The sequence below is a fragment of the Eubacterium callanderi genome (genome assembly GCF_900142645.1).
Lineage (GTDB): Bacteria > Bacillota > Clostridia > Eubacteriales > Eubacteriaceae > Eubacterium > Eubacterium callanderi.
This window is the reverse complement of sequence record NZ_FRBP01000011.1, coordinates 114,118-135,581: the sequence shown is the minus strand read 5'-3', so window position 1 is coordinate 135,581 and position 21,464 is coordinate 114,118. Positions and strand designations below refer to the sequence as shown.

Here is a 21,464-nt window from a genome sequence, read left to right as displayed (position 1 = left end):
CGTTTGTTGTTGCACTATTGGGATCGGCTGGCCTCAACACTGAAAAGGCAAAAATGGAGCCGGGATGCCTGATTTTCACAGGCGAGTTTTTTGCCTCAGGATATAAAAAGCAGCCCTCAATGCTTTTGATTGAAAGCTGCTGGTCAACGGCACAAGGCCTTTCGATTCTTTTTTAGCTTGTCTTTTCCCTGCCTTTCGGCCATTTGTTTCAGGTCATCATTCCAGTCTTTGAGGTCTGGAAGGTGCTTGTAAAAATGATCGCCTTCCTGAAAACGCTCTGGGAAAGCTTCCCTGATTATGGCTTTTGCTCTTTCCATATACTTCTCAGATGGGATGATACCCATGGCGTTGCGCGCATCATTGTCCACGCAGAATACGATCTGATCGATCTCAGGATGTGCCCGCAGATAGGTCAGAAGTGGTTCGTACTTGTGGCCATTCGTCGCGATAAAATGATCCTGGATATTGTAGAGATACAAAGGATTTTGAAGATTTTTAATGGTCATGTAGGACATGAGGTCAATGCAGGCTTCAAAGATCAAAAGGCGGTGATTGCTGCCTTCTTTGGTAAAGCCATACCGCTCATCGCTTCCCGGCACAATGAACTTAAAGGGATCCTTTCCTTTGCGGTCATAAGTGCCGCGCAGAAAGGCAGAAACGGGTTTCCCTTGTTCATTGAGGCTTAAAAAGACGCAGTTATTGTGCCCATCCATATAGAGCTTCTTCTGCTCAATAAAATACTGAACGATAGGCTGGCTGATCTTTCGAGTTTTAATCAGGTAGGCAAAGAGGTTCCGATAGGGCTTCTTTTTTTCAGGAATCACAAACGAAACGGGTGCTTCTTTTTCTTTTGTAACCGGCATAGCCGCTATTGGGCCCGCTGGTTTCCTGAATTGTTCAGATGTGCCATAACGGCCATAATCCAGAAGCCGCTGCACGGCGTCCTTCCAGCTGATATCATGAAGCCAGGTGACAAACTGAACAATCCCGCCACCGACACTGCTGTAATGGTAGTACCATTCTCTGCCATTGAGACTCAGTTCAAGACTATCGATCCCTTTGACCAAAACATGCTTTGGCCGGTAATCCAGTTCAAGGCCTACCGCTTGGGCATAATCGAGGATACTGATTTGATTGGCGAATGTGATATGATCATTACGATACATTTTTTGCTCCTTTCCAATAAAAAAAGCAGATTAACTCTCTGAATAAAAAGCTAATCTGCCAACTTTATTTCATGATTTAATTTTTAATGTACAACATCTTTTTAAACGTCCATCTGTTTTTATTTGTGAAATATCTTATCATAAACTGGTTCATTATCCATCAAGTAGCATGGGACTTTTCTAACATTTTTCTAACAAATGGATAAAGAACACCTAATATACGTATTTCGCATGTTAGCAGTATTTTGTCTTCAAACCCTTCTCAAAGCCTTTATTTATACGGGTTTAGGTAACATTGTATCATCTTGTTTGATACTTGATGATTTCTATGTCGATGTCACAGCGGTACTCCTCCATGGCAAAATGGGCAGTGGCCATGAGTACTGGTGTTTCAGCCTCTGGCACTTCCTCCGCGGGCAGCGGCGCGTCCTCCGGCACCCCGGCTGGTGCTTCCGGCTCAGCGGGCAGCTCCTGCTCTGGCTCCCCCACTGCCTGCTCCGCCGTCGGCACAGGCTCCTCCGCCCTAAGGCTCAGACCTATGAGAAAGACGCAGGAAACGAGGAGGAGGACTGAGAGGATTAATCTTTGACTGATGGTTTTATAAATGTTTTTCATGGTTTCTCCCTTCTTAATCAGGTGGAAAGTGGAAGTTTCTGGTACAAATGTGCTTTTCACATTTGTCTAAAGCGGCCTGCGACCGAGTTCATCATCATTTTGGCGAACGCCAAAAAGTTCTTTAACCTTCCACCTTCCACTTTCAACCTTCCACATAAAAAAGGGGCCTTTCGCCCCCTTTTTTAAGCTGTTTCCTCAATGACCACCTCGGTTTTGGTGGTGTCGACCTTCACCGCGCTTACCACCTTGGCCAGCGCAAACCCGTCGGGTTCAAAGGCGCCCTGGTCCACAATGGCCTGGGCCCCTGTCTTGATCTCGGCATCGGTGATCCCCTCTCTGTAATCCGGGATGGTGATTTTGTGCGGGTTTCCGTCTGTCCGCTGGAACGTGATGGTTAAATCTTTGCTGGTTGTTGGCATTTTTGTAGTCTCCTTCTTATTTTTAATTTTGTGGTTCTGGTTTACCTGTATTCTTTTTAGTGGATAGTTGATAATTGATAGTGGATAGTTTATGAACAAATTGCCAAAGGCAATTTGATTTAGAATCAAACCGGCAAAGCTGGTTTGCACCACAACTATCCACTATTCACTATCCACTATCAACTCATGAAAAGGGGGCTTCCGCCCCTTTTTCCCATTACGCTACTTCAATTAACTCCTCGGCCGTCACCTTCACCTGTTTCTCCCGGATGGGCTCCTGCATGCCGGCGATGGCTTTGGCGGTGGCTACAAAGGCGTCGTCGGTCACGCTCTCCTTGATGTCGCCGTAGGTTTTTGAGGATTTGACGATCTTCCCCTCTCTTTCGCCGTGGTTGACGGTGATCTTCATCCCGATGGACTCGGTGTTTTTCTGAATGGTTGCCATTTTTCTTACCTCCTGTATTTGCGTTTTGGCATCGCTGCCTTACACTAATACAATCCGGTTTTGGCTCGAATTTTAACCCCCCTCTTTATAAAAATTTTTTAACACCGGTCATAAATGCCGTTTCAGAGCTGCCAGAGCCCGTTTATGGGTCTGGGTGATGGCGGCTGGGCTCACCCCCTTCTGGGCTGCCAGCTCTGAGAGGGTTCCTTTTTCAAGATACTGATAACGCAGCACCTCCCGCTGCCCGGGTGAAAGCTTCCTGTAGGCGCGCAGGAGTGCCTTTTGCTGCTCTGCCGCCACGCAGGCTCCCTCGACATCGGCCTTTTCATCCAGGATCAGCTCAGCCAGGGCCACGGCGCCATCGGCGCCCTCCACCGGCCTATCCAGGGACAGGGTCCCGGCAAGCGACGCGCTGAAGCGCCCCTCCCGCCTTTTTAAAAAATAGTGGACCAGCCGCCCTTGCATAAAGGTCTGGAAGTAGATCCTGGCGTCCAGGGCAAAATCCCGTACCCCCTCGATAAACACCGCGCAGGCCTCCTGGTACGCGTCCTCGAGCTCCTCCCGGTTGTAGACATAGTGGCTGACCACTGACCAGAGCATGGGTTTAAAAGCCATCAGCAGCGCTTCCACGGCTGTCTTGTCTCCCTGCTGGCCGCGTTTAACCAAAGCGTCCAAAGCGGTGTAATCCACTGTCTTTTTATTTTTCTGCAAATAAAGCCCCCTCTCAAAATAAAACATCCTCCTCCCGGAGCTCTCGCAGCTCCAGAACAATTTCCGGAAAGCGGTCCTCCACCTGGGCCGCAAATTCCTGAAACTGGGTCTCGGCATCCTCCGGGTCTCGGGCCCAGAGCGTCAGCCCTGCCCGGCAGTCTGCGCGGGCGTAATAGGGGCGGCGCGTTTTTACCACTGGCCTGCCCCTGCCATATCGGTTCATTCTTTCACCTCATTCCTCGTAAAGCTTAAAAATATCGGTTCCAAACACGCTGTTCACATTGCGCTTCATGGCTTCCATGGCTGCCTCCGGACTGGGGGCTACACCGCCGTCAGGAATACGATTGTATAGAGACGCATGCTTATTGTTTAAAGCATTGTTTATAAACAGTCCGCCTGTGTGTCCGTTCTGGGTACTGGTTTGTGTCCACACCTGTGTCGGCTGCTTTTGTTTCTCGAGCTGTGCCCACCCTGGCGCAAGGCTCTTGTCAAAGGGGATCATGCGGTACCAGCCTGCCCGGTTGCCGGTGTCCTTTTCATAGGTCACCCGTCCGGCCTCAATGAGCTTGCTTCTCTGTCGCATGACCTTGCGCCGGTCATCAAGGCCAAGACGGGCCATGACGACAGAGTTGGGCGCCTTGAAGGCTACAGGCCAGTGCCAGACGCCGGACACATCGGGCAGGGCGCTTTTGTTGTTAAAATACATGAGCAGATGCCAGTAGGCCTGAAGCAGCCCGGGCATGGGATGGGTCGAAAGCCAGTGGTAAAAGGCCAGAAGCTCGGTCAGGTAATTCAATCACACCTGCCCGGTCTGGGCCGGCGCCTGGTACCTGCAGGGATGGACAGCCACCTCTCCCAGACGGGCCTTTTCGTGGAAAAGCCTTAAAAGCTCGGCCTGGCCGCTGCCGGTCACCAGCACCATGGTCTCGAGCACTGAAACACCGCCCAGGATGCGGCGCTTCTCCTTTACCTTAAACCAGCCTCTGGCCATGCACCAGGCATAGGGCGTGTTAAAGCTGCTGGGCTGGGAGCAGAGGTAACCCCATCGGCGCAGCAGGCGGTACAGGTTGTTCCGGCCAAGGGGACAGTCATTATCCTCGTTTAAAAAGCCCGCATTGGCCAGCATTTTGGCCGTGTCGCCCATGGAGCAGGCATTCTCAGCGCCGCCGATGGTGTCGTAAAATTCGATTTTGGGCTGGGCCTCGGTCAGCTCGTCCAGCAGGGCGCAGCTGTGGGCTTTCTCCTTTCTCAGCGCCTCAAACAGCGCGTCTCTGGCCGCGTCGTCGGTCTCGGCCTGCGCCAGCACTTCGGGCTCCATATAGGCCCCGTAGCGCTGGATGGAGGGCAGCACCACCCGCTTCACAAAATCGCCCAGACGTCTGGCATCCTCCATTTTGCTGCCGAAGATGAGCCCGTAAAGGCCCGGCTCATTGATGACCCACATTTTCTGGCTGCGCCCAGCGCCATCGACGACCGTCCGTTTCGTACGGTCGCCGGGAGCCACGTGGCGCATGATGGCGTGGGAGGCGTTGCGGTACTCCAGAATATCCGCCGCGTCCTTGCCCACAAAGCCCACATCCCGCCGGGTGACGGGGTTTCCGAAGGCATCGTGGATGGCCTCGCCCAGCTTGTCATAAACCGGCCATTCAATCACCAGTGTGCGCAGATTGGTAACGCCGTCAAATTTAAAGACGCGCTTGAGTAAATAATCTTTTTTCATCACAGGGCCTACCATTCATAATCCAGTTTCACATCGACGCCGACCCGCAGGGCCTGATTTCCCTCGAGCAGCCTTTTGATATTGACGCCGACGAACATCAGCTCCTCACTGAGCTTCCAGCGCAGCCGCGGGTCCACGGCTGTCTCCAGCAGCAGGGCGCGCTCCAGCCCCAGATAGTCCAGAAAAAAAACATCGCGGCAGCCCTCGACGCAGGTGTCATCGGGTATCTGGAGCCGCACAGGCTTCAGCAGCTTAAAATAGCGTTTCAGGAAGCCGAAGAACTTAATCCCCATCAGCGCCGCCAGCCCTTCACAGCTGAAAAGCGCCTGGTTCTTACCTTTCAGGATACACTCAAGCTCACCGATCTCTTTGTGGCGCCAGATAAAAAGCCGTTCCTTCACGTTGTCTTCATCCACATCGCTGTAGTGCAGCGCCCAGGAAAAGCAGCCCGTATCGCCCCGGTAGTTCATGCACAGGCCCTCATGGTTCTCGAGGGTGGCGGTGAACAGACAGCCCCCGTCCTCACCCATGTCTCTGTAAAAGCATTTCGGGCACATGCACTGCTCCCGGCTTACCTTTTGCACCGTTTTCTGATTTTGGCCGCAGGAAACCAGAGCCTCCCATGTCGATTTTTTGGAAAAACCCTTTTGTACCGATTGTTCTTTCATCAAATCAGTACCTCCTCATTGATTATTAACGCCGCGGTTGTTAACACTGACGTTGGGATTATTATATTCCCGTTTTAACCCTGAAACCATCTACTTCGCGTTGGATTTGCTTTTGTTGGGATCATTTTTTACCAACAGGGGTCTCCGTTTTCATCCGAGCATAACCGGCGCAGCCGGCTGTACCAGTTTTTGACCGGCTCTGCCTCGTCTGGGTGCCGCACCAGCTCCCTTACCCAAACCACCATCCGCGCAAGCCTTGTTAACAAACGGTCCTTCCGGCTGGGCTTCTCACCTCTGCGCAGCCGAAGACGGATATCCAATGGGATCACCCGCTCCGATAGAGGCCCGGACAGCCTGGCCTCGGCTTGGCCGGCCATTTTCCTGAAATCCCGTTTGACGGCCACTGCCCGCTCCTCGCTGAAATAGACCTCCACCTCCCGATACCGCTGCTCAAAACCCTCGCAGATCAGGGCTTCATAGACCTCTGACGCATACTGACACCCCTTGACCATCTCCTCCGGCAGAATCCGGTGGCAGTACTGGGCGTTAAAGGCCTCGTCCAGGGCCCGCCGCTCCTGACAGTCCGGGCACAGCAGCACCGGCACCAGAAAGATACGGATGTGATCCATGAGGTCGATGAGCATCCGGATGGCAAACCCGTTTTTATTCAGCCGCTTCCCGCATTTTTCGGGCTCATCAGTCTCTCCAGACGTATGAGGACGTTTCCAATCCAGCCCAGACTTTTTTGCTCCCAGCACATCCGATGCCCAGTCAATGGTGTTCTCACAAAAAAATTCCTCCAAGAGCCTGGTCTTGCAGACCTCCGGCGAGTATCCAAACCGTTCCTTAATCTCTGCGAGCAGCGCCTTCAAAACCCTGCTCCTCGTTTTCTCAAAAGCTGTGCCAAAATCCTCATTCTCCTCAATCAAAACCTCCAGCTCAAACGTGCCAGGCTCTGCGCACTTCGACATAAAATCCTCCTTGCCGCTGATTTAAAGTAATAAAAAAACCGGCACGCGAAGCTTTTACGCTTCGCGTACCGGTTGATTGGGATGTGTCCCGGAAACCATGTTAAGTTGTGGGGATTACAATGATTTTTTTATTTGGGAAACAACTGTGCCTGCACTTTCTTCTGTCAGGTAAGGATGCATGGGCAGGGCCAGCACCCGCTTACAGAGCGATTCAGTCACTGGACAGCTGCCTTTTGTAAAGGGCACGTCCTCAAAAGCAGTCTGCTCATGCATGGGCTTGGGATAATAGACCATGGTCGGAATCCCCTGGGCTTTTAGCGCTGCCTGTAAGGCGTCCCGCTGGTCCACCTCTGGCAGTGTGATGGTGTACTGGGCCCAGCTGGATGAAAAACCTTCTGGAACAGCCGGAGTTTTGACCCTGCCGCCCAAGGCCTCGGTGTACTGTGCCGCCACAGCGTTCACCGCCTCCAGCTCCGTATCGGCAAAGGCTCTGAGCTTGACCTGAAGGATGGCGGCCTGGAGGGTGTCCAGCCGGGAGTTGACCCCGATGCGCACGTTGTCGTACTTAAAGCTGCCCTTGCCATGAATCTTGTAGGACTGGATGAGGGCCGCCAACTCTGCGTCGTCAGTAAAGACAGCGCCGCCGTCGCCGTAGCAGCCTAAAGGCTTGGCCGGGAAAAAGGAGGTGGTGGCCGCGTCGCCAAAGCTGCAGGTCCGTCTGCCGTTAATGGCCCCACCAAAGCCCTGGGCGCCGTCCTCCAGCACCTTGAGGCCATATTCATCCGCGATGGCCTGTATCCTGGGATAATCGGCCGGCAGGCCAAAAAGATCCACTGCGATGATCACTTTTGGCTTAAGCCTGCCTTCCTTGAGCACAGCCTTAATGGCCTCCTCCAGCCTTTCGGGGTCCAGGTTGAAGGTGTCCGCGTCCACGTCCACAAACACGGGCACCGCGCCCTGGTGGGCAACGACCTCGCCGGAGGCAAAAAAGGTGAAATCCGGCACGAACACCGCGTCACCCGGGCCGATGCCCCAGGCCATGAGCACCAAGGATAACGCGTCGGTGCCGTTGCCGCAGGTTTCGCAGTGTTTCACGCCCACGTAACTGGCCAGCTGCTCCTCCAGCTCGGTGACGGGGGCGCCGGAGATGAAATTCGTGTTGTCAAGCACCGTTTGGATGGCGGCGTCGATGTCTTTTTTCAGGTGGTGGTATTGGGTTTTCAGGTCTCTGAATTGCATGGGTTACCTCTGTTTCTCACTTAATCCGTTTTCGTTCTCTATATAGCTACGTCCGCATTTTGGACAGATAAAATTTTTGTCTAAAACCGCACCACATTCGCAGACCCAGCCGACCTGCCGGGCCGGAACGCCTGCCATCAGGGCGTGATCGGGCACATCACGGGTGACGACTGCCCCTGCGGCGATGAGGGCATAACGGCCAATGGTGTGGCCGCAGACAATGGTGGCGTTGGCGCCGATGGTGGCGCCTTTTCGGACAAGTGTTCTTTTATATCCGGCGCTTCCCTTGGGGTACTCGGCCCGGGGCGTCTGGTCGTTGGTAAACACCATGGAGGGGCCGCAGAATACGGCGTCTTCCAACTCCACACCCCCGTAGATGGAGACATTGTTCTGCACCTTGACGCCATTGCCAATTTTGACCCGGTTTGAAACATTGACGTTCTGGCCAAAGGAGCAGTTTTCCCCAATGATGGCGCCACTTTGGATGTGGCAGAAATGCCAGATTTTTGTCCTCTTGCCAATGGTGACCTCATCATCAATATAACTGCTCTCATGTACAAAGTAATCGGCCATCAGCGTTCAAACCTTCCTGTAAAATCGGTGCTGGCACAGGCATCCAGAGGCAGCTTCACAGGCTTGCCCTCTGCCGCGGACTGGTAGATGGCCAGCACCAGCTCCAGGGCGTTTTTGCCGGCCTGGGCATCCACATAGGGGGCCCGGTCCTGCTCGATGGCTTCCATCACATCCCGGTACAGGCTGGTGTGCCCGTTGCCGTAGACATTGCTGGTCGCTTCATGAAAGCCGTTGTTTTCAGTGCTTTCATGATCATCAGCGTCGGCCAGATCCCAGACGTCAATGGCGTTGGTGGACTTGCCGCCAAGCTTCACGGTGCCCTTTTCTCCAAAGAGGTACAGGGTCTCTTCCAGATTCTGGGGGTAAACGTTGGTGGTGCCTTCGACGGTTGCCACGGCACCATTTTTAAACTGGACCACGGCCATGCCCATGTCCTCTGCCTCCAGATAATCATGAAGCTGCTGCCTGGTCACGCCGTAAACCGTGTCGATGGCGTCCCCCATCATCCAGCGCAGCAGGTCGATGCCGTGAATGCACTGGTTCATCAGGCAGCCTCCGTCCTGGGCCCAGGTGCCGCGCCAGGGCGCCTGAGTGTAGTAGTCCTCATTTCGGTTCCAGCGCACATGGATGGACCCGTGGGAGATCCGGCCAAAGCGCCCTGCCTCTACCGCGCCCCGCATTTTCTGGACAGCGATGTTAAACCGGTTCTGATGGCAGGCGGATACTTTTACGTTGTTTTCTTCGGCCGCTTTAATGATAGCGTCAGCCCCGGCAATGCTCATGGCCATGGGCTTTTCGATGATCACGTGAATGCCGTGGCGGATGCAGTACAGGGCGATCTCCTCGTGCAGGCCGCTTTCAGTGGCAATGCCGATTAAGTCAAGGGCGTTCTCTTCGATCATTTTTTTATAATCCGTGTAACGCCGGATACTGGTGTCTTTTTCAAGGCTGTGCTTTGCCAGCAGGCTTTCCATGTGGTCCGGGATGACATCACAGACAGCCACAAGGGTCAGGTTGTTATTCATTACGGCTGTGATATGGTTGGTCGCGATGCGGCCACAGCCGATGAGTGCGTAGTTCATTTTTTTACATCCTCCAAAATTTTACAAATCTTATCCGCAGCATCGCCAATACCATAATGATTCGCTTTATTTTTAAAATCAATCTCTGTGTAATTTACTTTCTGAAAAATATCATCAGAATCTGGCTTTGCTAAAATATTGTGGTTTCCCTTTAAAGTCTCAACCCATTCGGTTTGGTCTCTCACCGTAATACAGGGGGTATCTAATATGTAAGCCTCTTTTTGCAACCCGCCGGAATCCGTCACCACTTTAATGGCATTTTTGGTAAAAAATAACATGTCCAGATAGCCCATTGGTTCGACAAATAAAATATTGGTGTACTTATTTTTACCAATTAATTCTTTGACGAGTCCCTTTGTTCTGGGATGAACAGGGAATAAAACTGGCGCATCCAAATTTTCAAAAGCATTTAAAATCGCTTCCACCTTTTGGGCAGTGTTTGTATTCTCTGCCCGGTGAATGGTTGCCAGATACCACTTTGACGCCGGATCGACACCGCCAAAGATTCCTATCTGCCGATTCCAAAAGTAATCATCACTGTAGTTTTCAAGATTTTTAGAATAGTATAAAACCGCATCACACATGACATCGCCCACATTACAGACGCCATTGACAATCCCTTCATCTTTCAAATGCCGTACTGCTGTATCGGTTGGGCAAAATAAAAGCTTGGAAACCCGGTCTGTAAGAATGCGATTTTGTTCCTCAGGCATCGCCATATTAAAAGAGCGCAGCCCCGCCTCGACATGGATAATTGGAATTAATATTTTAGACGCTGCAATGGCTCCTGCCAAGGTAGAATTCGTATCGCCATAGACCATTAAATAATCTGGTCTTTCTTTTAGCAGTATTTCTTCGACTCCGACCATCATTTCTGCGGTCTGTTTCGCATGAGAGCCTGAACCAACCCCTAAATTATAATCAGGCTGCGGAATCGAAAGCTCTTTAAAAAAGACTTCAGACATATTCGCATCATAATGCTGTCCTGTATGTACCAAAATTTCTTTATGATTCTCTCTAAGTTTGCGTGATACCGCCGCCGCTTTAATGAACTGAGGTCTTGCGCCAACTACTGTTACAATTTTCATATTTTATCCTTTTATATTAAAACTCATCTACTATAACAACTCAATATTATTGCGCACTACCACATTTTTCATCGCATTTTTTGTGTCAAAAATGGCTTTGGCATTCTGCTGAATCATATCATAATCAACCTTTGTGTGCGACGCTGTCACGACAATTAAGTCGTATCCTTTGATAATTTCAGGGTTGATCTTTTCAATTCCCTTGTGAATTCTCCCTTTATAATTATATTCTGGGATAAAAGGATCGTAAAAATCAATCTGCGCCCCCACTTTTTCAAAGTTTTCAATGACTTTTAACGCCGGGCTCTCCCGGTAGTCGTCAATGTCCTGTTTATAGGCCACACCGAGCGCGAGGACCTTCGCGCCGTTTAGGGCTTTTTTATCTCTGTTTAAAATGCGCGAAGCGCGGTCAATGCAGTATTCTGGCATCCGGTCATTGATCATCATGGAGCTTTCAATCATGGAGGTGTGGAAACCGTACTCCCGAGCCTTCCACGACAAATAATAGGGATTAAGCGGGATGCAATGGCCGCCTAAGCCGGGGCCAGGATAAAAGGCCTGGAAGCCATAAGGCTTTGTCTTGGCCGCGTCAACCACTTCCCAGATATTAATCTTCATGCGGTCACATAAAATGGCCAGTTCATTGATTAAACCAATATTGACATTCCGGTAAGTATTTTCCAATATTTTTTCCATCTCAGCAATGGCTGGTGAGGATACCTCATAGACATCGCCGTCCAGTACTGTCCGGTACATGGCCGCAATGACCTCGGTGGCGTCCTTGCCAATACCTCCAACCACCTTAGGCGTGTTTTTTGTTTTATAAATAGCATTGCCGGGGTCCACCCGTTCCGGTGAAAAGCCTAAATAAAAGTCCTCGCCGCATTTTAAGCCTGAACCCTGTTCGAGGATTGGTTTGATTAATTCTTCTGTGGTTCCCGGATAGGTTGTGGATTCAAGCACCACCATGGTTCCCTTTTTCATGTATTTAGCAACCTCTTCGGTTGATGATTTGACATAGCTGATATCGGGCTGCTGGTATGCATCCAACGGCGTTGGCACACAGATCGCGATAAAGTCCGCATCTTTGATGAAAGAAAAGTCTGTTGTTGCAGAGAGCATTCCAGTATTGACTAATTCTTTTAAGTCATCGTCGATGACATCACCGATGTAGTTGTGGCCTTCATTGACCATTTTAACTTTTTCTTCCTGAACGTCGAAACCGATGGTTTTAAAGCCGGCTTTGGCTTTCTCTACGGCTAAAGGGAGGCCTACGTAGCCTAGGCCAATGACTGCGACATTGACTTTTCTTTTTTTAATTTTATCTAATACATTACTTTCCATTTTCAAACTCTTTCTTTTATTTTTTTAGCTGGAACACCACCCCATACTTCGTAGGGTGGTATATCTTTCGTAACAACTGCTCCAGCAGCTACAACAGCTCCTCTGCCGATTGTCACACCTGACATTATTTGCGCTCCATATCCTATCCAGACATCATCACCAATGATAATATCTCTTTCCGTATGACCTTGGAATTTAATTAGTTTATTTTTATTTAAGTAGTTGTGCATATCTGTCCGTAAATGAACATTATAGGAAATCAAACAATTATCACCTATAACTATTTTTGAATTTTTTGAAGCAAAAACAAAGCCATTTCCGTTTATATAAGAATTATTCCCAATAAAAATATTTTCTGGATTTCCTATTCTATTTGAACCTGCTATATTAGTATTTTTTCCCTGTACTATTTTTTCTTGATAATAAGATGTCTTTAAGACTATTAAAGATACTTCAATTTTTGCGCAAATTTTACCTAAAAATGATTTTATATTCATATTACTTCTCCTTTTTAATCTTCAACAGAACATGTATTATATTCTGAATTTCACTTTTATATATTAGAATATGAATAATAATTAGCATAAACACACTAATATATCGTAGCCAAAATAAATCAATGAACACAAAATTACATATTGCTGCAAATGAAATAATTATAATAGCCGAAACTGTTTTTCTGTAATTTGTAATACATTTATAGTACTTTTCACCCAGAACTGATTTTAATACAAGCATAATAATTGCTGATGAAGCTGCACCCATCGCCGCACCGTTAATTCCAAGTTTAGGCATCAACAAAATACTAATCACAAAATTAGTGAGTGTGTTTACAAAGAAAGTAATCATATTTAGATAAGTCTTTTGCGCAATGTTAATGCCTAAACCCGTTGTCTCTGCAATTGTGTAACAAATTGGTGTTATTAATAAAAATGGAAAAAAAGCTTTTCCCGCTTTAAAATCATTTCCAACAAAGAAAAAAATAATATCATCAAATAAAATAACACATAAACCAAATAAGACAATTAATCCTGTTATAATATTATGCACTTTTTGTATCTTGCTTTTCTCTGTTTTATAATTTTCATATGCAAAAGCTGCCCAATAAGTATTAAAACCACTTTGAATTAACTGTACAATACTTGCCAAATTTGCAGTATTTGAGTATACCCCGATAGCTGAATAGCTTATAAAGTTTTTGAGTAAAAGTTGTGGCAGTGAATTATTTAGCCACGACAAAAGGGATACCGGTATCAATGGAAGACCAAACACCAGCATTTTTTTTGATATGGTTCGATTTATTTTAAATGGGGTATAAAAAACAGTCTTTCTTTGAAAGAAACAAAACACTACCATCAATACTAAAAATCCTGTTGACATTGTGATTATTGCGAATTGATAGTCTGCATTTATAAGACCCATGAATCCGTAAAGTAATTTACTCACAAAAACAACTAAAACAGATTGTACCGTGTATAGAACTGTGTTTTGCTCCATTCTATATACTAAACCGGAAAATCTCAAAAATACATTACTGATTAATGATATTGAAAAACATACTGAAATAACAAATGATGCTTCTCCTACAATTAAAGCACTCACATTTTTATAAAAAAATAGTATAAGGAAAGCCGCAAGCACCGCTAACCCCATACTAAAAGCCAAACACACTTGAAATAGCTGCTGTTTATTACAATGATCTGGCGGCTCATAGTAGTATCTGACAAAGGCTTGATCCATTCCCATATATACAATCATATAACATAAAGATAGCGAAACCGTAAATAAATTAATTTTACCTACAGCTTCTGTTGAATAAACCCGTGTAATTAAAGGTATTGCTATAAAACCAATGGCACAATTTATCCAAGTAGACATTGAAAATCCAGCTAACTTTTTAATAAAGCTTTCTGCCGTTATTGTTCCCATATTATTCCCTTATTTACGTAAAATTATTTTTAGCATATCTATTGGCTAATCGATTTTTTATACTATTTTTTTTCATCAGTCCTATCGATATAATCAACCATAAACATATAGCTAAATTAACTGCGTTTCCAATCAAAGTTAGTTCAAAAGAAGCTATTATCATACTACCTATAAGGTAGCAAGCTGATAAACGTACGATATTATTATTTAGGCATTCATAAAATTCCATCCAAACACTATGTAAATACAAAATAAATAATATCAATGCAATGATACCGCCCTGTAACAATATATATATATATATATTATGTGCAGATGCAGTCCATCTTCCTTCCAGCAAAATATTATTGTCCATTCCATGACCTATTATAGGCGATTTATAAAAACCGTTTATACCAATTTCCCATACAATATTTCTTCCAGAAAAGAAGTTTGCATGCGTATATTGATATGAAATCTGATTTATTTTAATTCCTAATTCAGAATATTGTATCACTACGTAAATAAACGGCATTATAATTAAAAAAAATGCAATACTATAAAATAAAAATGAGTATGTTCTCTTATTTATCTTCACTTTAAAAAGCAAAATTTCCAAAACCACAATCATTATCAAAGCCAGTGCTGATCCGCGCTCCCCAATAAAAAACAATATCATCGTAAACGCGATTCCAACAAAAATTTTAAAAGATTCTTTTTTACATAAAATCATAAAAAAATACGGCACACAAAAAAGAGCTTTGTAAAAAGTGAAGTTAAAAATATCTTTATAAGGATTGATTGCCACATCACCCTTAGTCACAATTATTGTCATTACTGGTATCAGCAATACACAAAAAAGTATTTTATTAAAGAACACAATCTTTTTTATATTTTCACTATTAATCTCAAATTGAGAATACAGACTGACCAACAATAACAAAATACTTTGAAGGCACCACATATAAATAGCTTTAGACGTTGGTGTTATAATAACTGTAAATAAAGTATAAGCCATAAAAAGAAAATAGTTAATCCAAATTTTTGTTATTTTGATCTTTGTTGATCGGATAATAACTTCATAAATAGCAAAAAGGAAACAAAATATCATCGCTCCCATGCCGATCATTTTTAGCAAAGTATTATTAAAAAGGTACAGCCAATTCAAAAGCATAATAAACGCCAATATGCTACCATTTATAAAAGTTGCTTTTTCGTTTTTTGTATACAAAAGTTCTCTATCCATCATTTACCCTGTTATAAATCTCTATCATATGTATGACGTTATTTTCCCAATTATATCTTTCTTCAACCCTTTTTCTACCAGCCAAACCATATCCTTTTCCCATATCTGGTAAAGTTATCACATGATAAAGACCATTACATATATCTGCCGGGCTTTCTCGTTTAACAATTAGCCCAGTTTGACTATGCACCATTACTTCCTTGAAACCATCCACATCCGTTGCGACAACAGGTAATTCCATCGCCATCGCCTCTACAACTGAAACACCAAAGCTCTCGCTGTCAAAAATACTAGTACAGCAAAAAATATCAAAACAACTTAAAGTCTCAGGCACTAAAACATGTGGTATTTTACCTTTCAGAAAAACTCTGTTTTTTAAATCTGACTTTCTAATAAGTTTTTCAATCTCACTTCTCTGTTCACCTTCACCATAAATATGCACCTCTATTTTATCGGCCAATTCGTTTCGTTTTTCTTTTTTCAGTTTATCTAGCAAGAGACGTGTTGCTTTTATTAAATCATCAATGCCATACTTTTGGGACAATGTTTTTATATTTCCTACAATAATTTTATTTTTTCTTTTTTTATTAAATCGTTTAGGGCTAAAAATTTCTAAATCAATGCCAAATGGTGTAATAAAGATTTCCTTTTGGGGATTATCTAAAATCCGACGAACTTGATTCGCCATACAATTACTTGTTGATGCTAACTTATCAGCATATTCTAAGTTTCTACATACCAACTGCATTTTTGTTTTGCTTTGGTATGGAAACTCATAAACATCACTGCCCCATACATTTAGTAAAAGAGGTTTCAACTTTGATACTCTTGCTAACGTTCCATATCCGCTAGCGTAGTGTGCATTTATTACATCAGGTACAATCTTTTTGTATATTTTTTTCAATGAAAAAGCATTTAGATAATAACCTTTATTCCCGCTAAATGGTAACGGATATAATTTCACACAATCGTCTATTTTTTCTTTGGGATCATGCCCTTTTAGATATACTAAGTGAATTTCGAGTCCTCTTTGTGCTAATGAATTAACCCAACGAATTGTATGCACACTTGAAGCTGCGGCAAGAAACATTATCTTCATTATTCCTCTCCTTCAATTACCCGAATTAACTTATTAGTCAAATTTTTAAAATCATATTCTTCTGCTGCTCGTTGTGCATTTCTACATAATTTTTGATACTCCTGACTGCTTAAATTCTTTATTTCAAGGATCGCTTCAGCATATTCATTTATAGTATTAAAGTCTTTAGCAATCCCACATTTATATTTTGTAATAACACAATATTTATGTGTTAAACTCGCACAAATCGGCTTTCCACTTGCCAAATATTCAAAAAATTTATTTTGACTTGTACCATATCGAAAAATATCTGTTTTAATATAATTTAGAATATTTAGATTACTTTGAGATAACACATAAGGTATATATTTTTTCTCAATTTTTCCCTTGAACTTTACATTATTGATATTATTTTTATAGCAGTACTCCTCTAGATAACGCTTATCAGGCCCATCGCCATATATTAAAAATAAAAGATGCTCTTCATCTTTAAGAATTTCTGCTACTTTGATCAATCTATCCAATCCATTTGCTTGTCGTATTGAACCTGCATAAATTACTTTGAATATTTTTTTATTGTCAAGATCTTCATCGTCTATTTTGCATTCTCGAATATTAGTTTTAAATTCTTCAAGATCCACTCCATTATTTATGTAATAAATTTTATCTAAATTAATACTGTTGCTCCATCCTTGATCAATAACATAGTCTTTTCCACCTTCCATAGTAAAGACAATATTTTGAGCTTTTTTATATAACCATTTTTCACCTGTATACATCAATTTAACAAGAAAGGAATCTTTACTCAGCATCCCCAATGAAACAAAAGTTTTAGGCCATAGATCTCTTATTTCTACAATGTTTTTACATTGATATTTTTTTGACAGTTTAATCGCCGCCAAACAGGCCAAAGGATGCACAGAGGATCCAATAATAACGTCTGGTTTTTCAAAGTTATCGGCAATTTTTGAAACCCCTTTATAGTAATCAACCATATTCTTGATTCGTTCTTTTCCATTGCCTTTATATTGCCTTGTTTTTATATACACAAACGGTATGTCTTCCTCTATGTATTTGATATATTTTTTATCATCCTTTATAAGATTAATGCTCGAATTATGCTGGGCGCTAGATGCAAAAATTGTCACTTTATATCCGGCTTGTTTTAAATATTTTGCGAAATTAAAATGCCTCAAACCTGTACAAATGGAGGGTGGCCCTGCGTAATGATTAAAAATCCAAATGTTTTTCATTTATATTTAACCCCTGTATTTAGGAAAATAGTCATCTTCTTTATCTTCTGATTTTTGTGACATCTCAACAAATTCCATATATGCTTCTTTATCAAAAACTTTCTTACCAATCGAAAATTCCGCCTCTGAATGTCGGTTAAAAGCACTTTTAAATTTATACAAATTATCCTCTTTACACCCAAGGCCACCGCCTAAATGCAACGTTTTAAACCCATTTTCTGCCCCCCAACAGGCTACTTCATAAAGCAACAAATTTGTCGGAGCATACTTTAAATAGGCTTGTTTTGAAGCAGACAAATGGTAATGCATTTGCTGATTACAAAACATAACAATCGACATGGCAATAATCTCGTCTTCAAGTTGTGCATAAAATATTAAGCTGTTGTCTTTTAAATCATTAAGAATACTTTCATAAAAATCGACTTTAAAATAATAGTAATCCTCCGCCTGATCTTTATCCATTGTCTGGTTGTATATCTGGATAAAATCTTTAAACAGTTCCCGATTACGACCCCAATATATTTTCACACCTGATTTTTGTGCTTTCCGAATGACATTTCGATTTTTACTAGTAATGTTTTTCCATATTAATTCCTGATCGCTTAAGTCCATTAGTATTGTTTTTCCGAGTTCAATAACTTCATACATTTCCGTCAGCAACTTGGCATTTTCTAAGACTGGATGAAAACGGACAAACTCACAAACAATACTATGTTTAAGACAATATTCATAATAGATACGATTTAGTGTTTCTATGTTTTCTTTTGTCTGTGTCCCTTCAACTTGAAAGCCACCATAACCATAAGGGGTTGTGAAATCATAATATGTGTCAACGGGAATTTGATTGACCAAGTTAGGCGAGCGGCCAATATCTCGTTTCATGGTCACATTCATTGCTTTAAAGTCATGATCATGATAAAAGATAAGAATAGGTTCCCCATCTCCATGGATTTGAAAGGCTTTTACATAATCAATGAGATAATAAACGTCATGATTTTTAAATGATTTGACAATTTTATTCCATTCTTCTGCTTGATCGCTTGTGATGATTTCTAATTGACTCATTTTATTTCCTTTCAAAAAATTGTATGATCGCATTGACAATTGATGTCATATCTTCTATCTCATATCGTTGGTCGCACACTAAGCTGAGTGTATTTTTATAAAGTGCTTCTGTTCCCACATTTAGCTTGTGCATTGGTGAGATTGGCCAGTGGATCGGGCAATAAATATTCTGCTGGATTAAAAATGCTCTCAGTGGATCTCTCTGATGTTTTTTTACAATAATCGGGACGAACACGGGGCAAGTATCCTGTTTTACTGCTTTGTAAAGCAATTCAATATCTTTACAAAATCTCAATTTTTCACAGAGAAAAGCTGCATTTTCTTGCCGATTCTTTTTAATTTTTGCAATATCTAAATGCTCGATTTGTTCTTGTATTTCCTGACCACAGCCGTAGCCGCGATAATCTTTGTCTAACATTTGCTCGGCTTCATCGAATAAAGTTAAAAAGGCTTTTTTTTCGATGGGTTCGCCTTCAATGTATCGACGTTTTAATCGATAGGCGGCTTCCCGCTTTTCAATATATGCTTTGTTGGAATCTGTCTTTGATGCTGGAGCATAAAGTGTCTCATTTGACCATACCAGCGCACCGCCGGGCAGCCCTGTCCATTTGCGCAGACTTGCAAAAACATAATCGGCTTCTGTATGAAATGCTTTAGCTGTGAATAAGGAGTGCGTGGCATCCTCAACGATTAGTTTTCCCTGTTGTTTTATTTTTCTTATAAAATCATCCAGCTGTTCATCAACGAATCCAAAGTATTGAATGGTATAAAAAAGATCACATTCTACGTTGGGATCCACTTTTATCATCAATTTGTTTTCTTTGATAAGAACCTCATAGAAGATTACTTCGATATCATTATCTAAAAAAGGCTGGATCATGCTGTGACAGCAATAGGACGGAAGGTATGCTTTTCTTATGGGCTTCTTTGCTTTTATATTTTTTATTAGAAAATCCAAAGCTGTTCGACCGGATAAAAAGAAGCGTTGGTTTCTTTTAAAAGCATTGAATAAATGCTGTTTCTCTGCTGTCTGTTCGACGGTCCAAAATTCACTGCCAATTTCCTTTTTCATATTTTTAATCTTGTTTTCTTAGTTCCATAAAGCGATTAAGTTTCATTTCTTTTTTGTAATCTTCAAACAGTTTTTTACAGTCATACTCGGGCGCGTAACCTAACTCCTCTTTTGCGTTCTCGATATCCATCAAAAAGCCACCGCCATTGGATACTTCTGGATGATAAATAATTTCAGATGGTTTATCTTTAGGAGAGAACACGTCAATAATCGTTTCACATTGCTCCTGTAATGTAACTGGAATGCCTGTCCCTACATTATAGAGTCCTTCATCCCGATCGATGTTTATCGCTTTACACATCATCTGCGCGCAATCATAAACATGGACCATATCTTTTGCATAATTTGGATCTCCCCATATTTCTATTGGTTTACTTTCCATTGCGTTATTTATGGTTTTATATAGGGGACGCATTGTTTTTACACCATTTGGGAAATAGTACTGATAAGGGCTGTATCCATAAATTGTCGGAAATCTAAAAATAAACTTTTTAATACCGTACTCCTGATGATAATGTTCAATTAACTCAATGGCTGTATTTTTCGAAATGACATAAACAGCATGATCTCCTTTGTAGCTAAAATTTTTGGGCATATCCGGTTTTAATATCATGCCTTCTTCAGCGTATAATGAAATATCAAAAACAGTCGTACTAAATAAAATTCTATCCACATTGTTTTTACGACAATATTCTAAAACATTGTACGTGCCCATAATATTTGTATCTAAATAAGCTTTAGCATTATAAGTATTCATATATGAAGGAATCACGGCTGCCAGCATAATAACTGCATAAATATCATCCTTTGGAAGTTTGTCAAAATCACTTGATTTTGTAACATCCACATCAAAATATTTCACGCCAAACTGCTCAAAAACATTTGTCTTTCTTCTCCCAGAAGCAATAATTTCAAAATCTGAATCCTTAAAAAATTCAGCTGCATATTTGGTAAAATAAGATCCTACATTGCCTGAAGCACCAAAAATAATTATTTTTTTCATAAAAATTCCTCTTTTCTCGATTACTGTAATTTATCATTAAGCTCTCTTTGTCTAACGATATGAAATGCTTCCGGTTTCTCTTCTCCTTGCCCGATATCACTGTGGGAAAAGACAACGCGAACTGTTTTTAAAAGTATTTTTAAATCTTTAATAAAGGTTACATTTTCCACATACTGTGTGTCATAATAAAATTTTTCTTTCCATGATAATCCATTTCTTCCGTTAACTTGCGCTAAACCTGTTAACCCAGGCCGTACGTTATGCCTTTTCTTTTCATTTTCATTATAATAAGGCAAATAAATTGTGACTAAAGGCCGCGGCCCAACAAAACTCATATCGCCTTTAAAGATATTAAACAGCTCTGGTAATTCATCTAAACTCATTGCTCGCATTTTCTTTCCGAATGGTGTTATACGGTTTTCATCTTTTGAGATATTCACCTGTTCTTTCTTTTGAGATGCAATTCTTTTTAAACGCTCCTCATCTGTCAAATTATTTCCTTTGCTATCTTTTGCATCCAGCATCGTTCTAAACTTATACATGGTAAAAATCTTTTCATCTTTGCCGGGCCTCTTTTGCTTAAAGATAACTGGGCTTCCCAGCTTCTTTTTAACCAAAATGGCGGTGACGCCCATCACAGGTGACAGCACGATAATCGCTGCGCCGGACAGGGTGATGTCAAGTATGCGTTTGACGTATTTCTGATAGATCATTTTGAACCTCTGTATTTCATCGGAACAATACCCACTTCGACTTGTCCATAAGTAGACAAGCCTCGGGGGCAGACCCCGAAGGCGT

The 21,464-nt window shown here is 43.0% G+C and carries 23 protein-coding genes and 1 pseudogene; all 24 read right to left on the bottom strand.

Features of this window, described 5'->3' with window-relative positions:
• Positions 1-143 precede the first annotated feature (143 nt).
• Complete coding sequence (locus tag BUC22_RS15655) at positions 144-1,166, bottom strand: DUF3991 and TOPRIM domain-containing protein (protein WP_073383148.1); 1,023 nt, start codon at positions 1,164-1,166, stop codon at positions 144-146.
• A gap of 300 nt (positions 1,167-1,466) precedes the next feature.
• Positions 1,467-1,781: a hypothetical protein gene (locus BUC22_RS22340; protein ID WP_242946566.1), complete on the bottom strand. Its 315-nt coding sequence runs from the start codon at positions 1,779-1,781 to the stop codon at positions 1,467-1,469.
• Between the two features lie 182 nt (positions 1,782-1,963).
• Positions 1,964-2,200 (bottom strand): DUF2922 domain-containing protein, encoded by a 237-nt coding sequence (locus BUC22_RS15645; RefSeq protein ID WP_013380853.1) that lies wholly within the window; start codon positions 2,198-2,200, stop codon positions 1,964-1,966.
• Positions 2,201-2,417: 217 nt separating this feature from the next.
• Positions 2,418-2,645 (bottom strand): DUF1659 domain-containing protein, encoded by a 228-nt coding sequence (locus BUC22_RS15640; RefSeq protein WP_013380854.1) that lies wholly within the window; start codon positions 2,643-2,645, stop codon positions 2,418-2,420.
• 108 nt (positions 2,646-2,753) lie between these two features.
• On the bottom strand, positions 2,754-3,356 hold the full coding sequence (locus BUC22_RS15635; RefSeq protein ID WP_158308590.1) for an RNA polymerase sigma factor: 603 nt from the start codon (positions 3,354-3,356) through the stop codon (positions 2,754-2,756).
• Positions 3,357-3,369: 13 nt separating this feature from the next.
• Positions 3,370-3,579 (bottom strand): hypothetical protein, encoded by a 210-nt coding sequence (locus BUC22_RS21550; protein WP_013380856.1) that lies wholly within the window; start codon positions 3,577-3,579, stop codon positions 3,370-3,372.
• A 9-nt stretch (positions 3,580-3,588) separates the two neighbouring features.
• Complete coding sequence (locus BUC22_RS15625; protein ID WP_013380857.1) at positions 3,589-4,152, bottom strand: hypothetical protein; 564 nt, start codon at positions 4,150-4,152, stop codon at positions 3,589-3,591.
• Positions 4,153-5,076 (bottom strand): phage antirepressor KilAC domain-containing protein, encoded by a 924-nt coding sequence (locus BUC22_RS15620; RefSeq protein ID WP_013380858.1) that lies wholly within the window; start codon positions 5,074-5,076, stop codon positions 4,153-4,155. It lies immediately after the preceding gene.
• An 8-nt stretch (positions 5,077-5,084) separates the two neighbouring features.
• Entirely contained in the window at positions 5,085-5,744 is a 660-nt protein-coding gene (locus BUC22_RS15615; RefSeq protein ID WP_013380859.1) for a hypothetical protein, read from the bottom strand.
• Between the two features lie 128 nt (positions 5,745-5,872).
• Positions 5,873-6,715 carry a hypothetical protein gene (locus BUC22_RS15610; protein ID WP_013380860.1) on the bottom strand — a complete coding sequence of 281 codons (843 nt, stop codon included), beginning with the start codon at positions 6,713-6,715 and terminating at the stop codon, positions 5,873-5,875.
• Between the two features lie 114 nt (positions 6,716-6,829).
• Entirely contained in the window at positions 6,830-7,954 is a 1,125-nt protein-coding gene (locus BUC22_RS15605) for a DegT/DnrJ/EryC1/StrS family aminotransferase (RefSeq protein ID WP_013380861.1), read from the bottom strand.
• 3 nt (positions 7,955-7,957) lie between these two features.
• Positions 7,958-8,527: an acyltransferase gene (locus BUC22_RS15600; RefSeq protein WP_013380862.1), complete on the bottom strand. Its 570-nt coding sequence runs from the start codon at positions 8,525-8,527 to the stop codon at positions 7,958-7,960.
• On the bottom strand, positions 8,527-9,609 hold the full coding sequence (locus tag BUC22_RS15595) for a Gfo/Idh/MocA family protein (protein WP_013380863.1): 1,083 nt from the start codon (positions 9,607-9,609) through the stop codon (positions 8,527-8,529). Before BUC22_RS15595 ends, BUC22_RS15600 begins: the two co-directional genes overlap by 1 nt.
• Complete coding sequence (gene wecB, locus BUC22_RS15590) at positions 9,606-10,697, bottom strand: non-hydrolyzing UDP-N-acetylglucosamine 2-epimerase (protein WP_013380864.1); 1,092 nt, start codon at positions 10,695-10,697, stop codon at positions 9,606-9,608. The genes BUC22_RS15595 and wecB overlap by 4 nt, the downstream gene beginning before the upstream one ends.
• Positions 10,698-10,727: 30 nt before the next feature.
• Positions 10,728-12,041 (bottom strand): nucleotide sugar dehydrogenase, encoded by a 1,314-nt coding sequence (locus BUC22_RS15585; protein WP_073383145.1) that lies wholly within the window; start codon positions 12,039-12,041, stop codon positions 10,728-10,730.
• Between the two features lie 8 nt (positions 12,042-12,049).
• Positions 12,050-12,214, bottom strand: a pseudogene (locus BUC22_RS22645) (DapH/DapD/GlmU-related protein); the annotation flags it as partial.
• 325 nt (positions 12,215-12,539) lie between these two features.
• Positions 12,540-13,970 (bottom strand): lipopolysaccharide biosynthesis protein, encoded by a 1,431-nt coding sequence (locus BUC22_RS15575; RefSeq protein WP_013380868.1) that lies wholly within the window; start codon positions 13,968-13,970, stop codon positions 12,540-12,542.
• A 13-nt stretch (positions 13,971-13,983) separates the two neighbouring features.
• Positions 13,984-15,198, bottom strand: coding sequence for an O-antigen ligase family protein (locus tag BUC22_RS15570; RefSeq protein ID WP_081474225.1), 1,215 nt, complete (start codon positions 15,196-15,198; stop codon positions 13,984-13,986).
• A complete protein-coding gene (locus tag BUC22_RS15565; protein WP_013380871.1) occupies positions 15,188-16,294 on the bottom strand; it encodes a glycosyltransferase in 1,107 nt (368 codons plus the stop codon). Before BUC22_RS15565 ends, BUC22_RS15570 begins: the two co-directional genes overlap by 11 nt.
• Positions 16,294-17,526, bottom strand: a complete 1,233-nt coding sequence (locus BUC22_RS15560) for a glycosyltransferase family 4 protein (RefSeq protein WP_013380872.1) — start codon at positions 17,524-17,526, stop codon at positions 16,294-16,296. Before BUC22_RS15560 ends, BUC22_RS15565 begins: the two co-directional genes overlap by 1 nt.
• A gap of 6 nt (positions 17,527-17,532) precedes the next feature.
• Positions 17,533-18,591: a lipid II:glycine glycyltransferase FemX gene (locus tag BUC22_RS15555; RefSeq protein ID WP_013380873.1), complete on the bottom strand. Its 1,059-nt coding sequence runs from the start codon at positions 18,589-18,591 to the stop codon at positions 17,533-17,535.
• A 1-nt stretch (position 18,592) separates the two neighbouring features.
• A complete protein-coding gene (locus tag BUC22_RS15550) occupies positions 18,593-19,663 on the bottom strand; it encodes an aspartate aminotransferase family protein (protein ID WP_013380874.1) in 1,071 nt (356 codons plus the stop codon).
• Positions 19,664-19,667: 4 nt separating this feature from the next.
• Positions 19,668-20,666: an NAD-dependent epimerase/dehydratase family protein gene (locus BUC22_RS15545; RefSeq protein WP_013380875.1), complete on the bottom strand. Its 999-nt coding sequence runs from the start codon at positions 20,664-20,666 to the stop codon at positions 19,668-19,670.
• Positions 20,667-20,686: 20 nt separating this feature from the next.
• Complete coding sequence (locus tag BUC22_RS15540) at positions 20,687-21,379, bottom strand: sugar transferase (RefSeq protein ID WP_013380876.1); 693 nt, start codon at positions 21,377-21,379, stop codon at positions 20,687-20,689.
• Between the last annotated feature and the right edge of the window lie 85 nt (positions 21,380-21,464).

Excerpts from the sequence above, each read along its gene's own strand:
- BUC22_RS15655 (WP_073383148.1), bottom strand. The coding sequence starts at position 1,166 with ATGTATCGTAATGATCATATCACATTCGCCAATCAAATCAGTATCCTC.
- BUC22_RS22340 (WP_242946566.1), bottom strand. The coding sequence starts at position 1,781 with ATGAAAAACATTTATAAAACCATCAGTCAAAGATTAATCCTCTCAGTC.
- BUC22_RS15645 (WP_013380853.1), bottom strand. The coding sequence starts at position 2,200 with ATGCCAACAACCAGCAAAGATTTAACCATCACGTTCCAGCGGACAGAC.
- BUC22_RS15640 (WP_013380854.1), bottom strand. The coding sequence starts at position 2,645 with ATGGCAACCATTCAGAAAAACACCGAGTCCATCGGGATGAAGATCACC.
- BUC22_RS21550 (WP_013380856.1), bottom strand. The coding sequence starts at position 3,579 with ATGAACCGATATGGCAGGGGCAGGCCAGTGGTAAAAACGCGCCGCCCC.
- BUC22_RS15620 (WP_013380858.1), bottom strand. The coding sequence starts at position 5,076 with ATGAAAAAAGATTATTTACTCAAGCGCGTCTTTAAATTTGACGGCGTT.
- BUC22_RS15615 (WP_013380859.1), bottom strand. The coding sequence starts at position 5,744 with ATGAAAGAACAATCGGTACAAAAGGGTTTTTCCAAAAAATCGACATGG.
- BUC22_RS15610 (WP_013380860.1), bottom strand. The coding sequence starts at position 6,715 with ATGTCGAAGTGCGCAGAGCCTGGCACGTTTGAGCTGGAGGTTTTGATT.
- BUC22_RS15605 (WP_013380861.1), bottom strand. The coding sequence starts at position 7,954 with ATGCAATTCAGAGACCTGAAAACCCAATACCACCACCTGAAAAAAGAC.
- BUC22_RS15600 (WP_013380862.1), bottom strand. The coding sequence starts at position 8,527 with ATGGCCGATTACTTTGTACATGAGAGCAGTTATATTGATGATGAGGTC.
- BUC22_RS15595 (WP_013380863.1), bottom strand. The coding sequence starts at position 9,609 with ATGAACTACGCACTCATCGGCTGTGGCCGCATCGCGACCAACCATATC.
- wecB (WP_013380864.1), bottom strand. The coding sequence starts at position 10,697 with ATGAAAATTGTAACAGTAGTTGGCGCAAGACCTCAGTTCATTAAAGCG.
- BUC22_RS15585 (WP_073383145.1), bottom strand. The coding sequence starts at position 12,041 with ATGGAAAGTAATGTATTAGATAAAATTAAAAAAAGAAAAGTCAATGTC.
- BUC22_RS15575 (WP_013380868.1), bottom strand. The coding sequence starts at position 13,970 with ATGGGAACAATAACGGCAGAAAGCTTTATTAAAAAGTTAGCTGGATTT.
- BUC22_RS15570 (WP_081474225.1), bottom strand. The coding sequence starts at position 15,198 with ATGATGGATAGAGAACTTTTGTATACAAAAAACGAAAAAGCAACTTTT.
- BUC22_RS15565 (WP_013380871.1), bottom strand. The coding sequence starts at position 16,294 with ATGAAGATAATGTTTCTTGCCGCAGCTTCAAGTGTGCATACAATTCGT.
- BUC22_RS15560 (WP_013380872.1), bottom strand. The coding sequence starts at position 17,526 with ATGAAAAACATTTGGATTTTTAATCATTACGCAGGGCCACCCTCCATT.
- BUC22_RS15555 (WP_013380873.1), bottom strand. The coding sequence starts at position 18,591 with ATGAGTCAATTAGAAATCATCACAAGCGATCAAGCAGAAGAATGGAAT.
- BUC22_RS15550 (WP_013380874.1), bottom strand. The coding sequence starts at position 19,663 with ATGAAAAAGGAAATTGGCAGTGAATTTTGGACCGTCGAACAGACAGCA.
- BUC22_RS15545 (WP_013380875.1), bottom strand. The coding sequence starts at position 20,666 with ATGAAAAAAATAATTATTTTTGGTGCTTCAGGCAATGTAGGATCTTAT.
- BUC22_RS15540 (WP_013380876.1), bottom strand. The coding sequence starts at position 21,379 with ATGATCTATCAGAAATACGTCAAACGCATACTTGACATCACCCTGTCC.